The organism is Klebsiella quasipneumoniae subsp. quasipneumoniae (assembly GCF_020525925.1).
GTDB lineage: Bacteria > Pseudomonadota > Gammaproteobacteria > Enterobacterales > Enterobacteriaceae > Klebsiella > Klebsiella quasipneumoniae.
In genome coordinates this window covers 43,783-58,963 of the sequence record NZ_CP084877.1, presented here as the reverse complement: position 1 = coordinate 58,963, position 15,181 = coordinate 43,783, and the positions used below count along the sequence as shown (strand labels likewise).

Genomic DNA, 15,181 nt, shown 5'->3' with positions numbered 1-15,181 from the left:
AAGAAAAATGGAACCACGCATAAGTTATATTTCACCCAGGCTGAATGAAGAAGCGCTGCAGCATGCTATCGCTTATAACCTCATGTTTATTCTCGGTAAAGACCCTTCACTTGCCAATAAGCATGAATGGCTCAATGCTACGCTGTTCGCCGTGCGCGATCGGCTGGTTGAGCGCTGGTTGCGGGCGCATCGGGCGCGGATCTCGCAGCAGGCGCGCCAGGTATATTATCTGTCGATGGAGTTTCTCATCGGCCGTACCCTCTCGAATGCCTTACTGTCGCTGGGCATCTATGAGGATGTGAAAACAGCGCTGGCCGGGATGGGTCTGGATCTGGAAGAGCTGATTGACGAAGAGAATGACCCGGGCCTGGGCAACGGCGGTCTCGGTCGTCTGGCAGCCTGTTTTCTCGACTCCCTGGCCACGCTGGGGCTGCCAGGACGCGGTTACGGCATCCGCTACGACTACGGCATGTTCAAGCAAAACATCATCGACGGCCGGCAGATGGAGTCACCGGACTACTGGCTGGAGTACGGTAACCCCTGGGAATTCGAGCGCCATAAAACCCGCTATACCGTGCGCTTTGGCGGGCGCATTCAGCATGAGGGGAAAAACTCGCGCTGGCTGGAAACCGAAGAGATCATCGCGGTGGCCTACGATCAGATTATCCCGGGTTATGAAACCGATGCCACCAACACCCTGCGCTTGTGGAGCGCCCAGGCCAGCAGCGAGATTAACCTCGGTAAATTTAATCAGGGAGATTACTTCGCGGCGGTAGAAGATAAAAACCATTCCGAAAACGTCTCCCGGGTACTGTATCCGGACGACTCGACCTACTCCGGGCGCGAGCTGCGCCTGCGTCAGGAATATTTCCTCGTTTCGGCGACGGTGCAGGATATTCTTTTTCGCCATTACCAGTTGTATCAAACCTATGACAACCTGGCAGATAAAATTGCTATCCACCTCAACGACACCCATCCGGTGCTGTCGATCCCGGAGCTGATGCGTCTGCTGATTGACGAACACCGCTTCAGCTGGGATGACGCTTTCGGGGTGACCTGTCAGGTCTTCTCCTACACCAACCATACCCTGATGAGCGAGGCGCTGGAGACCTGGCCGGTCGAGATGCTGGGGAAAATCCTGCCGCGCCATTTGCAGATTATTTTCGAGATTAATGACTATTTTCTGAAAACCATGCAGGAGCACTATCCCGATGATATTGCGTTGCTGAGCCGGACCTCGATTATCGATGAATCCAACGACCGTCGCGTACGGATGGCCTGGCTGGCGGTGGTGGTCAGTTACAAGGTGAACGGCGTGTCGGAACTGCACTCCCGGCTGATGGTGGAGTCGCTGTTTGCCGATTTCGCCAGAATCTTTCCGCGCCGCTTCACCAACGTGACTAACGGCGTCACGCCGCGCCGCTGGCTGGCTGCCGCTAACCCGTCCCTTGCCGCGGTTCTGGACCGCCATATCGGCCAGACCTGGCGAACGGATTTAAGCCAGCTGAGCGAAATGGGGGAATATCAGGATTATCCGCTGGTTAACCAGGCCGTCAGCGCCGCCAAACTGGCGAATAAACAGCGTCTGGCCGATTATATCGCCCGTCAGCTGGGCGTGGTGGTGAACCCGAACGCGCTGTTTGATGTGCAAATTAAACGGATCCACGAATATAAACGCCAGCTGATGAATGTGCTGCATGTGATCACCCGCTACAACCGTATCAAGGCGGACCCGCAGGCCGAATGGGTGCCGCGAGTGGTGATTTTCGCCGGCAAAGCCGCGTCCGCTTACCACACGGCAAAACAGATCATCCATCTGATAAACGACGTCGCCAAAGTCATCAACAGCGATCCGCAGATTGGCGACAGACTAAAGGTGGTGTTCATTCCCAACTACAGCGTCAGTCTGGCGCAGATGATCATTCCGGCCGCGGACCTTTCTGAGCAGATTTCGCTGGCAGGGACTGAAGCCTCCGGGACCAGTAATATGAAGTTCGCCCTCAACGGTGCGCTGACCATTGGCACGCTGGACGGCGCCAACGTTGAGATGTTGGAGCACGTGGGTGAGGACAATATCTTTATCTTCGGTAATACCGCTGCAGAGGTCGAGGCGCTGCGCAGCAACGGTTATCAGCCGCGTGATTACTACGACCAGGATCAAGAGCTGCGCCAGGCGCTGACCCAGATGGGGACCGGGGTGTTCAGCCCACAGGAGCCGGGCCGCTATCGCGGTCTGCTGGATTCGCTGATCAACTTTGGCGACCACTATCAGGTGCTGGCCGATTACCGCAGCTATGTTGACTGTCAGGACAAGGTGGATGCGCTCTACCGAACCCCGGAAGAGTGGACCGCCAAAGCGATGCTCAACATAACCCACATGGGCTATTTTTCATCGGACCGTACGGTGCGGGAGTATGCGCAAAAGATCTGGTATATCGACAAAACGCAACTCTGAGCGCGTACTGACAACCAGGAAACGCCGGGGCGGGTGGCAGGAGACCGGCCCCGTCGATGAGCGACCCGGCAGCAACACATAAATAAGCCTGACGGATATGACAGGAGAGAAAAATGACGGACAGTAAACGCGCAGGGGAGCCTGCACAACAGAGTGATTTGATTAACGTCGCTCAGCTGACCGCGCAGTACTACGTACTGAGGCCGGAAGCGGGCAACGCGGAGCATGCGGTGAAGTTTGGTACCTCTGGCCATCGTGGCAGTGCAGGGCGCCATAACTTCAATGAGCAGCATATTCTGGCGATCGCGCAGGCGATTGCGGAAGACCGCGCCAGGAACGGGATTACCGGTCCCTGCTACGTGGGTAAAGATACCCACGCGCTCTCCGAACCGGCCTTTATTTCCGTACTGGAAGTGCTGGCGGCCAACGGCGTTGATGTTATCGTGCAGGAACACAACGGTTTCACCCCGACGCCGGCCATTTCCAATGCCATCCTGGTGCACAACAAAAAAGGTGGTCCGCTGGCAGACGGCATCGTGATCACGCCGTCTCATAACCCGCCGGAAGATGGCGGTATTAAGTACAACCCGCCGAACGGCGGCCCGGCGGATACCAACGTCACCAAAGTGGTAGAGAATCGCGCTAACGAACTGCTGGCCTCGGGTCTGCAGGGCGTCAGGCGCATCTCCCTCGATGCGGCACTGGCATCCGGTCATGTTAAAAAGCAGGATCTGGTACAGCCGTTTATCGAAGGGCTGGCGGATATCGTCGACATGGCGGCAATTCAGAAAGCCGGCCTCAAGCTCGGGATCGATCCGCTGGGCGGGTCCGGTATCGAATACTGGAAACGTATTGCCGGGCACTACAAGCTCGACCTGACTATCGTCAACGATCACGTCGATCAAACCTTCCGCTTTATGCATCTGGATAAAGACGGCGCCATTCGCATGGACTGCTCATCTGAGTGCGCAATGGCGGGCCTGCTGGCGCTGCGCGATAAGTTTGACCTGGCTTTTGCTAACGATCCAGATTATGACCGTCACGGCATCGTCACGCCGGCAGGGCTGATGAACCCGAACCACTATCTGGCGGTGGCGATTAACTACCTGTTCCAGCATCGCCCGCAGTGGGGCCAGGATGTGGCGGTGGGCAAGACGCTGGTCTCTTCCGCGATGATCGACCGTGTGGTGAACGACCTCGGCCGCAGGCTGGTTGAAGTGCCGGTGGGCTTTAAATGGTTTGTTGACGGCCTGTTCGACGGCAGCTTCGGCTTCGGCGGAGAAGAGAGCGCGGGCGCCTCGTTCCTGCGTTTTGACGGAACGCCGTGGTCGACCGACAAAGACGGGATCATCATGTGCCTGCTGGCGGCGGAAATCACCGCCGTCACCGGTAAAAACCCGCAGGAGCACTACGACGAACTGGCCGCCCGCTTCGGCGCGCCGAGCTATAACCGGCTGCAGGCTTCGGCCACTTCCGCACAGAAAGCGGTGCTGTCGAAGCTGTCGCCGGAAATGGTCAGGGCCAGTCAGCTGGCGGGTGACCCGATCACTGCGCGTCTGACCGCCGCGCCGGGCAACGGCGCATCGATTGGTGGCCTGAAAGTGATGACCGACAACGGCTGGTTCGCCGCCCGACCGTCAGGTACGGAAGACGCTTACAAGATCTACTGCGAGAGCTTCCTCGGGGAAGCACATCGCAAGCAGATCGAGAAAGAAGCGGTGGAAATCGTGAATAGCGTGCTAGCGGCGCACCAGTAGAGCAGTTGACGTACTCCGCTGAGCCGGAGTACGTCATAGTTACCCGGCGACACCAATACAGGCACCACTTTGTCAGAACATAAGGAACGGGACGCTTCGCAAAAGGTATTGCTGCGGGGACTATATGAATATCTATGTTATTACCAATAATAATTTCATGCTTGTAGGTCTGAAATGTATGTTCAGCGACAACAGCCTCTCCGTCAACAGGGTTGTGTTTTCACGGGTCAGCGATATTGCCTTCAGCAACAGCGATGTGGTGATTGTGGAGTCAGAGCTGAACACCGGCGATGCCGAACGTCTCAAGTACCTACACATTTCACCGGTCAATCTTATCTTTTTATTAAAACCGGCGTCAGGAATGAGCGGGACAGGGCGTGAAGCGGTATGCATTGACACTGAATTAAGCGGTAATGAATATCTCATGATGAGGCAGGCGTTTAAAAAAATGGGGATCAATCTGAAGAGGGACAAGTTGTCATTTACCAAAAGAGAAACACATGTTATCAATATGATTTTAAATGGTTATTCGATAGATGAAATTTCCCGTAGCCTGCTGATCTCCAAAAAAACGGTTCAGTCTTTTGTCGGTATTGTTTTGCATAAACTGAATACCACCAAAATAAGTGGAATATACCGCAAAAAAAATCTCATCATCGACAGTTTTGCCAGGAGGAGCCTGCATCGTTAGGATGCCCTATAAACTAATGATCTGCTTATGGAAAGTCACTATTTCATATATTAAGTTTCAACTAAATTTGTTATAAATTATTTTATGTTGTTATGTTGAACGGGGTTTGATTATTGGTATGCTTCAGAAAAAATAAACATACATCATGGGTGCTAACATGATGAAAATATATGAAACCATAGTCATCAAATGATTTAAGCATACAATAAATAATATAGGATTATATCCTCTATCTGTGAATGGTGGGCGGCAGAGGAAAAACGGGATATATATTTATGCATTTCATCTTTTTATTATAAAAAACTGTTATGTAAATTCTGTAGCGGGAGGGGGTATGTTTAGTGAAGACGCACACTATGAATTTCTAAAAAGATATTACAGAGCGGAGTTTTTTGAAGGAAGAAATGGTTCCATTTGGGGAATAAATTATTCTTACAATTTGGCAAGGGTGGGTATGAATATGCTTGAAAGATATGGCTATGGGATAATATTAAAGCATGAATCTATCACTGGTGAAACCATTTACTATGATCGTAGTCTGACGATACTATTTGGTGACAGAATTACACAGGCCCTGGGAGGTCAGTATTGCAACAGAGAAATGAGAGAATAATGATTTAATATATTTTTTAATCGCTCGTTAAACATTGGAACTTTTCTCAGAACGTGACTGCAATGTCTTCAACGCATCTAACATGTCGTCGCCGTTCAGTGAGCGCTGCGATTATTTCTCTGTTGGTTTTCTGCGCCGCCGCAAAGAGCCATCACCGGCAGGGATCGCCTGTGAACGGTTGTTATCGCGTTTATCCTGAACATCAATCTAAATTGAAATGTCCGCATGTAGGTTATGTTTCAGCCTTTGCCGAAGATGTCTTTACTCCGGGTCTGAAGTTGCTGCAGGGCTTCCAGCATGTCGTTATGGTCCAGACTTCGTTGTGATTTCTTGCCGGGTTGTTTCTTTCTGCGTGAGGTCTGGCCGTCCAGTGATGGCAGGGCCTGTGAGCGGGTGTTGTCCCGTTTGTCCTGAACCAGCTTTATCATTTCCAGGGCACGTCCCAGACGCTTGTTGTCGATGATGGCGCCCTGGTCCAGTTCTCCCAGTCGGTCGTAAGTGGTAAAGGGCAGGGAAGTGCCGCTGGCCCGGAGCTCAATGTCACCATCCGGGTATTGCCATACCTCGATGTACTTCCCCTGAAAACGCCGGTTTTCTTCATTATCTTCAAGCAGATAAAGCTTTTTATCATACTGTAATGTCAGGTTTTTCGAGACCTTACGCTGCTCGCGCCAGGTGAATGTCGCCTGCAGGTTTTCGCCATTATCCAGCTGGCGATGTACGTCAAAATCGTGACGTGGCGGCTTTGCAAACCGACGGTTGTAATCTTCCATGAACTCATCAGCAAAGGCGTTTGCAGCCTCAGGTGTGCTGATACCGCGGAGCCGCAGTTCCTTGACCAGGCGGTCCTGTAATGTCAGATGAGCCCGTTCAACACGCCCCTTGGCTGAACTGGTGTTGGCACAGATACCAGTGATATTCAGCTCGTTCATGGCACGACCAAACTGAGTCTGGCCATCTCCGCCGGTGGCCTGCTTGTTGTTGATCCTGAAGACGCTGGCTTTGTCGCTGTAGAATGCCAGAGGCTTACCGTAGCGCTCCAGATATCCCCGGGTGGCTTCAAAATAGGTGAACGTGGACTCCGAACTGACGAACAGAAGCTGCATCAACCGACTTGTTGCATCATCAACGTAAACGAGCAGCGTGCAGGCCGGACCACGGTCCTCGAACCAGCGATGTTCACTGCCATCAATCTGGATGAGTTCGCCGGTGCAGGCCCGACGTGGGCGTGGCTGATGCACACGAGGTGGCCGTAACTTACGAGGGATCCATAAACCATCCCGGGTCATAAGCTTACGTACAGTCTCTTTAGCAAGATAAAGGTCATGAATCTCAGCAAGCTTCTCGCAGGCCAATGTCGGGCCAAAGTCGGCGTAACGTTCGCGAATGATGCGCAGCGCACGCTCAGCGAGGCCAGGCATCAACTGTCGGTTACTAGGCTGACCACGTCGGCGGTTAACCCGCGATAGCGGTCCGTGTTCACGATAGCGCTCGAGTAGCCGGCGGCAGTGCCTGTCAGAGATCTCAAGTCGGGTTGCTGCAAGACGCGTGGTAAGACGCCGGTCGATAACGTCCTGCAGGATCCTGAGTCGGTTTACATCGTTCATCGAGAAAAACTCCGTTCCGTATGCCGTCATGAGTCTCATCCTTTGAAAGCAGCGATCGCGGTGGCGAGACTGTAGCGCGGACATGTCTATTTGGTCAGAGACGGACATCTCAATTTAGCTGTTACACTGTATGTCTAGCCAATGTTGAAATGTCGTGCTGAAAACAAAGCTGACCTGACGTCAGTGGAGAGTCTGGACAATGCCTTTTTAAGGTTGAGTCAGGCTTTGGAGGAAGAACGTGGTTGCCAGGTTTTCTCGGCTATCATCAGTTTACGTACGGTCTCTTTTGAAATCCGGACACCGTATTCTGTGGTCAGAATTCGCCAGATGGCTGACGGATTCATACCCCGGCCGCGTGAGCGAATAAGCTGCAGTGCCTGATCTCTGATGGTGGTGTTTAACTGATGATTGCCGGGCTTTCCACGGCGCCGGCTGACCAGACCGGCTGGCCCCAGCTCGCGATAGCGCTTAATCAGGCGGGAGCACTGACGACGGGTGAGCTCCATGGACTCTGCCACTTCTGCCAGCGTGATTTCCCGCGCCATATAGGCTTCAATCAAATCCAGGCGTAGCGCTTCGTGAAGTGTCAGGAGCACTGGTTTGTTGTCGTCCATTTTTCTCTCATCTGTCGGCCATATCAGATCCACAGGTGAGGGAAGGGCTCATCGCTTCAGGCTGGGGATAAAATCCTGCGGACTGGCCAGCACCGGGTTGATCGCCCTGAGCTCTTCCAGTGCACGCTCCTGAGCGCGCCTGCGGGGCATTTTTGTACTGCGCATTCGCTTTCCTTCAGCCTCCAGCTCGTCCTGTTTCTGCTGTGCCAGCCTCAGAACGGCACCCAGTCGTTTGTTATCAACAACCGCCCCCTGATCAACGCAGGTCAGTTTATCGAAAATCTTATAACCCAGTGGCCGGTGCTGATGCCGGAAAGTAATGCTTCCGTCAGGGTAATCATAAACGGTAATTTTTTCACCTGCTATGCGCGTATTTTGTTCGGTGGGTTCAATGATATACATGACTTTATCATACTGAAAAGTCAGTGCTTTCGATAAGGTCCGTAGCTCCTGCCAGGCGAAGATATCATTCAGCTCCAGTGGACTCTGTGTGACCGCACGGTGCAGATCTTTAGGGTATTTTGCCGGCCGGGAGAAACGACGGTTAAAATCAGACATGAAATGTTCAATCCACTGATTGGCTTCAGCAACCGAGCTGATGTTCTGCAGGCGCATCTCTTTAATCAGTCGATCCTGGAGCGTTTTATTTACCCGTTCCACGCGACCTTTTGCCTGGCTGCTGTTGGCACAAATCAATTCGATCGCCAGTTCCCGGAGAGCCCGTCCGAACTGGGTTGTGCCGGTACGTCGGCTCTCGGGTCCGCTGACCCTGAACACCGCATGCTTGTCGCTGTAAAATGCGACAGGTTTACCATGTTTATCAATGTATTGCCGGGTAGCCATCATGTAGTCAAACGCGTTTTCTGAATCACAGAATCGCAGGTGCATCAGGCGACCTGTGGCGTCATCCATGAAGACCAGAAGACAGCATTTTGGGGCTCTTCCTTCGAACCAGTCATGGTGAGAGCCATCGATCTGAACCAGTTCGCCGAAACAGTCGCGACGATAGCGCGGCTGGTAAACCCGGGTTCGCCGGCGGGAATGAGGACGCCAGAGACCGTCGGCTGTCATCCAGTTACGGATGGTTTCAACGGAGAGATATATATGATGGCGTTCAGCCAGTTTTTCGGTTGCGAGCGTTGGGCCAAAATCTGAATAGTGGCACCGGATCAAATCCAGGGCTTTACAGCGTGTTTCTTCATCGATCCGGTTGTTTGCAGGACGTCCACGGCGGGAAGATGCAAATGCGGTTGCGCCATCTGTCCGGTACAGACGCACAAGACGCTGCACCTGACGAACACTGAGCTTAAGTATGTCTGCTGCGTCGCGCTGAAGCAAAGCCCGGTCAAATACTCGCTGAATGATGCCAAGCCGGTAAAGTTCTTTGTCTGTCATAGTCACCAACATAAGATCGCGGTCCTGTGCTGAGCAAAATGAAGGCTTAGCGTACACGACGCGTGTGAATTGTGCTGAGACGACAATAACGCTTTGTGCTGACATAATCACTACGCATAACAAAGATTATGTTAAATATTGAAATAAATAATATGATAATCAATATATTATGTCGGTATCAGTCACCTCCCCACTCCAGTAACTAGTCATGGAAGTTTAAGGAACAGAGTCCGCTCATAAGTTTGCGATGCCTTAAATCCATGGTGAGCATAGAAACCTTTGGCTTCTTCAGTAAGCGCGTGAACCATTATCGCACGAACGCCAATATTCTCAGCTACGCGATAACAGCGTAGAACCGCATCGTGAAGTAAATCGGCGCCAACCCCTTTTCCGTGCAATGAAACATCTACCGCCAGGCGAGCGAGTATAATCACCGGTATAGGATCTGGCATGTTACGCCGAAGACTGCCTGTCGCTTCCGTATGGTTAACGCTACCGGTGGCCAAAGAGTAAAAACCAGCTACTTGCTTCGTACCCGTCTTGCAAACAACGAAAGTTCGTGCAGCGCCAAGAGCTTGATTTTTTAAACCTCTCTGTTTTAACCATTCATCGAGTACCGTTTCCCCACTGACGAACTCTGCCAGTTGATGGGCGCTGGATAACGGCTCGGGCGCAGTTATACATCCCACTGAGGTTTCCTTGCCAGTAGTTTATTAATGGCAGGCTCATCCTCGACTGGTGCATCGAGCATATCGATGAACTCTGCATACTGTTCGTCGTTAAAATTGAAAACACGACGATCAAGGATCACGTTCTCCGCAGCCTTGCAGGCCATCTCAAGAATGAAGTCGGTTCGCGATTTATGAAGGATTTCTGCAGCGGCATCGATGAGTGCCCTCTGAGACTCTTTAGCTCTTAGGTTGAGTTGAACATCTGATTTCATACACACCTCTCTTGTATAGCAATTGATATACAAGAATAACACAACACGAATGTATAGCAAATGATATACACATCAAAGTGCCAACAAGGCACTGTTGCAAATAGTCGGTGGTGATAAACTTATCATCCCCTTTTGCTGATGGAGCTGCACATGAACCCATTCAAAGGCCGGCATTTTCAGCGTGACATCATTCTGTGGGCCGTACGCTGGTACTGCAAATACGGCATCAGTTACCGTGAGCTGCAGGAGATGCTGGCTGAACGCGGAGTGAATGTCGATCACTCCACGATTTACCGCTGGGTTCAGCGTTATGCGCCTGAAATGGAAAAACGGCTGCGCTGGTACTGGCGTAACCCTTCCGATCTTTGCCCGTGGCACATGGATGAAACCTACGTGAAGGTCAATGGCCGCTGGGCGTATCTGTACCGGGCCGTCGACAGCCGGGGCCGCACTGTCGATTTTTATCTCTCCTCCCGTCGTAACAGCAAAGCTGCATACCGGTTTCTGGGTAAAATCCTCAACAACGTGAAGAAGTGGCAGATCCCGCGATTCATCAACACGGATAAAGCGCCCGCCTATGGTCGCGCGCTTGCTCTGCTCAAACGCGAAGGCCGGTGCCCGTCTGACGTTGAACACCGACAGATTAAGTACCGGAACAACGTGATTGAATGCGATCATGGCAAACTGAAACGGATAATCGGCGCCACGCTGGGATTTAAATCCATGAAGACGGCTTACGCCACCATCAAAGGTATTGAGGTGATGCGTGCACTACGCAAAGGCCAGGCCTCAGCATTTTATTATGGTGATCCCCTGGGCGAAATGCGCCTGGTAAGCAGAGTTTTTGAAATGTAAGGCCTTTGAATAAGACAAAAGGCTGCCTCATCGCTAACTTTGCAACAGTGCCCTTCTGCTGTACCGGGGGCTGGCGACATTTCAGGCAACACTCATAGTTGACATCCTCCCCGCCCTAAAGGGCGGGGAGGATGTCAATAATAGCAGACCACATCATGATGTCATTCTGACCGACAGATGCCAGAAGCATAGGATCCATCCCATTTTATACCTACCTTATAACACTTAGAAAAACAACATTTTAAAAATGTTTATTGGAAACAATTTTATTTCCAATTGTAATGATAACCATTCTCATATTAATATGGCTACGTGATAATTAACTTTTGATGCACTCCGCATGTCTGACCGTGCCACTACCACAGCTTCCTTAACGTTCGAGTCGCTTTATGGCACCCATCACGGCTGGTTGAAAAGTTGGCTGACGCGCAAACTCCAGTCTGCCTTTGATGCAGATGACATTGCCCAGGACACTTTTTTGCGGGTAATGAGCAGCGAAACGCTCTCGGCGATCCGCGATCCTCGCTCTTTCCTGTGCACTATCGCCAAACGCGTGATGGTGGACCTGTTTCGCCGAAACGCGCTGGAAAAAGCGTATCTGGAGATGCTGGCGCTTATGCCGGAGGGGGTAGCGCCTTCACCTGAGGAACGCGAAAGCCAGCTCGAGACCCTACAACTCGTCGACAGCATGCTGGACGGGCTAAACGGAAAAACACGTGAAGCGTTTCTGCTTTCGCAACTGGATGGCCTGACATACAGCGAGATTGCGCACAAACTCGGTGTTTCCGTCAGCTCCGTGAAAAAATACGTGGCGAAAGCCGTCGAGCACTGCCTGCTGTTTCGTCTGGAGCATGGGTTATGAATCCTTCGTTAACCGATTCCCGCCGTCAGGCGCTGCGTTCAGCTTCCCACTGGTATGCCGTGCTAAGCGGCGAGCGCGTCAGCCCACAACAGGAAGCGCGCTGGCAACAGTGGTATGAACAGGATCAGGATAACCAGTGGGCCTGGCAGCAGGTTGAAAACCTGCGCAACCAGCTTGGCGGTGTGCCTGGCGACGTTGCCAGCCGGGCGCTGCACGATACCCGCCTCACCCGCCGTCACGTGATGAAAGGATTACTGCTGTTGCTCGGCGCTGGCGGAGGCTGGCAACTCTGGCAGTCGGAAACCGGCGAAGGTCTGCGGGCAGATTACCGCACCACCAAAGGCGCAGTCAGCCGTCAGCAACTGGAAGATGGCTCCCTGCTCACGCTGAATACCCAAAGCGCGGCGGATGTGCGTTTTGATGCGCATCAGCGCACCGTCCGGCTCTGGTACGGTGAAATCGCCATTACTACCGCGAAAGATGCGCAGCAACGCCCCTTCCGCGTCCTGACCCGTCAGGGCCAACTCACCGCTTTAGGGACAGAATTTACCGTCCGCCAGCAGGATAATTTCACGCAGCTTGACGTGCAGCAGCACGCCGTGGAAGTACTTCTCGCCAGTGCCCCCGCGCAAAAACGCATCGTGAACGCTGGTGAAAGCCTGCAGTTCAGCGCCTCTGAGTTTGGCGCAGTGAAACCGCTGGATGACGAGAGTACAAGCTGGACGAAGGGCATCCTGAGCTTCAGCGATAAACCGCTGGGTGAGGTGATAGCCACGCTAAGCCGTTACCGCAACGGCGTGCTGCGCTGCGATCCCGCCGTTGCCGGGCTGCGCCTGAGCGGGACGTTCCCGCTGAAAAATACCGATGCGATCCTGAACGTTATCGCTCAAACGCTTCCCGTTAAAATTCAGTCTATTACGCGGTACTGGATAAACATTTCACCGCTGTAAGAAAAATAATTCTCATTTCGATTGTCCTTTTTACCCTTCTCGTTCGACTCATAGCTGAACACAACAAAAATGATGATGGAGAAGGTATGACGCCGTTACGCGTTTTTCGTAAAACAACACCTTTGGTTAACGCCATTCGCCTGAGCCTGCTGCCGCTGGCCGGTCTCTCGTTTTCCGCTTTTGCTGCACAGGTTGATATCGCACCGGGATCGCTCGACAAAGCGCTCAATCAGTATGCCGCACACAGCGGAATTACCCTCTCGGTTGACGCCAGCCTGACGCGCGGCAAGCAGAGCAACGGCCTGCACGGAGATTACGACGTCGAGAGCGGCCTGCAACAGCTGCTGGACGGCAGCGGACTGCAGGTAAAACCGCTGGGAAATAACAGCTGGACGCTGGAGACCGCGCCCGCGCCAAAAGAAGATGCCCTGACCGTGGTCGGCGACTGGCTGGGCGATGCGCGTGAAAACGACGTATTTGAACATGCTGGCGCGCGTGACGTGATCCGCCGTGAGGATTTCGCCAAAACCGGCGCAACCACCATGCGTGAGGTGCTTAACCGCATCCCTGGCGTCAGCGCGCCGGAAAACAACGGCACCGGCAGCCACGACCTGGCGATGAACTTTGGCATCCGGGGCCTGAACCCACGCCTCGCCAGCCGCTCGACCGTCCTGATGGACGGCATCCCCGTCCCCTTTGCCCCTTACGGTCAGCCGCAGCTTTCACTGGCTCCCGTTTCGCTCGGCAACATGGATGCCATTGACGTGGTGCGCGGTGGTGGTGCGGTGCGTTACGGACCGCAGAGCGTGGGCGGCGTGGTGAACTTTGTTACCCGCGCCATTCCGCAGGACTTTGGTATCGAGGCGGGGGTGGAAGGTCAGCTCAGCCCAACCTCTTCACAAAACAACCCGAAAGAGACGCACAACCTGATGGTGGGCGGCACAGCGGACAACGGTTTTGGCACCGCGCTGCTCTACTCCGGCACGCGCGGCAGTGACTGGCGCGAGCACAGCGCCACCCGCATCGACGACCTGATGCTGAAAAGCAAATATGCGCCGAATAAGGTGCACACCTTCAACAGCCTGCTGCAATATTACGATGGTGCAGCCGACATGCCCGGCGGCCTGTCCCGCGCGGATTACGACGCCGATCGCTGGCAATCCACCCGCCCGTATGACCGCTTCTGGGGCCGTCGCAAGCTGGCGAGCCTGGGCTACCAGTTCCAGCCGGACAGCCAGCATAAATTCAACATTCTGGGGTTCTACACCCAAACCCTGCGCAGCGGCTACCTGGAGCAAGGCAAACGCATCACCCTCTCGCCGCGTAACTACTGGGTGCGCGGTATTGAGCCACGCTACAGCCAGAGCTTTATGATCGGCCCTTACGCGCACGAAGTGGGCGTGGGCTATCGCTATGTGAATGAATCAACGCATGAAATGCGTTACTACACCGCCACCAGCAGCGGGCAGTTGCCGTCCGGCTCAAGCCCTTACGACCGCGACACGCGTTCCGGCACCGAGGCGCACGCCTGGTATCTGGATGACAAAATCGACATCGGCAACTGGACCATCACGCCGGGTATGCGTTTCGAACATATCGAGTCATACCAGAACAACGCCATCAAAGGCACGCACGAAGAGGTGAGCTATAACGCACCGCTTCCGGCGTTGAACGTGCTCTATCACCTGACTGATAGCTGGAATCTTTATGCAAACACTGAAGGCTCGTTCGGCACCGTACAGTACAGCCAGATTGGCAAGGCTGTGCAAAGCGGCAATGTGGAACCGGAAAAAGCGCGAACCTGGGAACTCGGTACCCGCTACGACGACGGCGCGCTGACGGCGGAAATGGGGCTGTTCCTAATTAACTTTAACAATCAGTACGACTCCAACCAGACCAACGACACCGTCACTGCACGTGGCAAAACGCGCCATACCGGGCTGGAAACGCAGGCACGTTACGACCTGGGTACGCTAACGCCAACGCTTGATAACGTTTCCGTCTACGCCAGCTATGCGTATGTGAACGCGGAAATCCGCGAGAAAGGCGACACCTATGGCAATCAGGTGCCATTCTCCCCGAAACATAAAGGCACGCTGGGCGTGGACTACAAGCCGGGCAACTGGACGTTCAATCTGAACAGCGATTTCCAGTCCAGCCAGTTTGCGGATAACGCCAATACGGTGAAAGAGAGCGCCGACGGAAGTACCGGCCGCATTCCCGGCTTCATGCTCTGGGGCGCACGCGTGGCGTATGACTTTGGCCCGCAGATGGCAGATCTGAACCTGGCGTTCGGTGTGAAAAACATCTTCGACCAGGACTACTTCATCCGCTCTTATGACGACAACAACAAAGGCATCTACGCAGGCCAGCCGCGCACGCTGTATATGCAGGGGTCGTTGAAGTTCTGATGTGTTAACGCCCGGCTTGCCGGGCTTT

General features: G+C 53.5%; 13 protein-coding genes and 1 pseudogene. 8 read left to right on the top strand and 6 right to left on the bottom strand.

Going from position 1 to position 15,181, the window contains the following annotated elements:
• Nucleotides 1–7: 7 nt before the first annotated feature.
• The 4 genes from glgP to LGM20_RS25835 all read left to right on the top strand — a co-directional run bounded on the left by glgP (nt 8) and on the right by LGM20_RS25835 (nt 5,516).
• Nucleotides 8–2,455 carry a glycogen phosphorylase gene (gene glgP, locus LGM20_RS25850; protein ID WP_023157975.1) on the top strand — a complete coding sequence of 816 codons (2,448 nt, stop codon included), beginning with the start codon at nt 8–10 and terminating at the stop codon, nt 2,453–2,455.
• Between the two features lie 113 nt (nt 2,456–2,568).
• A complete protein-coding gene (pgm, locus tag LGM20_RS25845; RefSeq protein WP_004197675.1) occupies nt 2,569–4,212 on the top strand; it encodes a phosphoglucomutase (alpha-D-glucose-1,6-bisphosphate-dependent) in 1,644 nt (547 codons plus the stop codon).
• Between the two features lie 124 nt (nt 4,213–4,336).
• On the top strand, nt 4,337–4,903 hold the full coding sequence (locus LGM20_RS25840) for a LuxR C-terminal-related transcriptional regulator (RefSeq protein WP_004197678.1): 567 nt from the start codon (nt 4,337–4,339) through the stop codon (nt 4,901–4,903).
• A gap of 334 nt (nt 4,904–5,237) precedes the next feature.
• Nucleotides 5,238–5,516 (top strand): hypothetical protein, encoded by a 279-nt coding sequence (locus LGM20_RS25835; RefSeq protein ID WP_004197671.1) that lies wholly within the window; start codon nt 5,238–5,240, stop codon nt 5,514–5,516.
• Nucleotides 5,517–5,543: 27 nt separating this feature from the next.
• Here the strand turns inward: LGM20_RS25835 and LGM20_RS25830 are convergent.
• From LGM20_RS25830 to LGM20_RS25805, 6 genes and pseudogenes are all read right to left on the bottom strand, one after another.
• Nucleotides 5,544–5,717 (bottom strand): annotated as a pseudogene (locus LGM20_RS25830) (ISNCY family transposase); the annotation flags it as partial.
• Between the two features lie 38 nt (nt 5,718–5,755).
• On the bottom strand, nt 5,756–7,153 hold the full coding sequence (locus LGM20_RS25825) for an ISNCY family transposase (RefSeq protein WP_009653207.1): 1,398 nt from the start codon (nt 7,151–7,153) through the stop codon (nt 5,756–5,758).
• Between the two features lie 188 nt (nt 7,154–7,341).
• Nucleotides 7,342–7,737, bottom strand: a complete 396-nt coding sequence (locus LGM20_RS25820; protein WP_004143398.1) for a helix-turn-helix domain-containing protein — start codon at nt 7,735–7,737, stop codon at nt 7,342–7,344.
• A 48-nt stretch (nt 7,738–7,785) separates the two neighbouring features.
• Entirely contained in the window at nt 7,786–9,132 is a 1,347-nt protein-coding gene (locus LGM20_RS25815; protein WP_077253535.1) for an ISNCY family transposase, read from the bottom strand.
• A 206-nt stretch (nt 9,133–9,338) separates the two neighbouring features.
• Nucleotides 9,339–9,821 carry a GNAT family N-acetyltransferase gene (locus LGM20_RS25810; protein ID WP_004187044.1) on the bottom strand — a complete coding sequence of 161 codons (483 nt, stop codon included), beginning with the start codon at nt 9,819–9,821 and terminating at the stop codon, nt 9,339–9,341.
• Nucleotides 9,809–10,075, bottom strand: coding sequence for a type II toxin-antitoxin system TacA family antitoxin (locus tag LGM20_RS25805; protein ID WP_003026799.1), 267 nt, complete (start codon nt 10,073–10,075; stop codon nt 9,809–9,811). Before LGM20_RS25805 ends, LGM20_RS25810 begins: the two co-directional genes overlap by 13 nt.
• Before the next feature lie 150 nt (nt 10,076–10,225).
• Between LGM20_RS25805 and LGM20_RS25800 the strand changes: the two genes are divergently transcribed.
• The 4 genes from LGM20_RS25800 (at nt 10,226) to fecA (ending at nt 15,153) form a co-directional block, all read left to right on the top strand.
• A complete protein-coding gene (locus LGM20_RS25800; RefSeq protein ID WP_001067855.1) occupies nt 10,226–10,930 on the top strand; it encodes an IS6-like element IS26 family transposase in 705 nt (234 codons plus the stop codon).
• 340 nt (nt 10,931–11,270) lie between these two features.
• Nucleotides 11,271–11,792, top strand: coding sequence for an RNA polymerase sigma factor FecI (gene fecI / locus LGM20_RS25790; protein ID WP_004206587.1), 522 nt, complete (start codon nt 11,271–11,273; stop codon nt 11,790–11,792).
• Nucleotides 11,789–12,742 (top strand): ferric citrate uptake sigma factor regulator FecR, encoded by a 954-nt coding sequence (gene fecR, locus LGM20_RS25785; RefSeq protein ID WP_004206586.1) that lies wholly within the window; start codon nt 11,789–11,791, stop codon nt 12,740–12,742. Before fecI ends, fecR begins: the two co-directional genes overlap by 4 nt.
• Nucleotides 12,743–12,828: 86 nt before the next feature.
• Nucleotides 12,829–15,153, top strand: a complete 2,325-nt coding sequence (gene fecA / locus LGM20_RS25780) for a TonB-dependent Fe(3+) dicitrate receptor FecA (protein ID WP_004206585.1) — start codon at nt 12,829–12,831, stop codon at nt 15,151–15,153.
• The last annotated feature ends 28 nt before the right edge of the window (nt 15,154–15,181 follow it).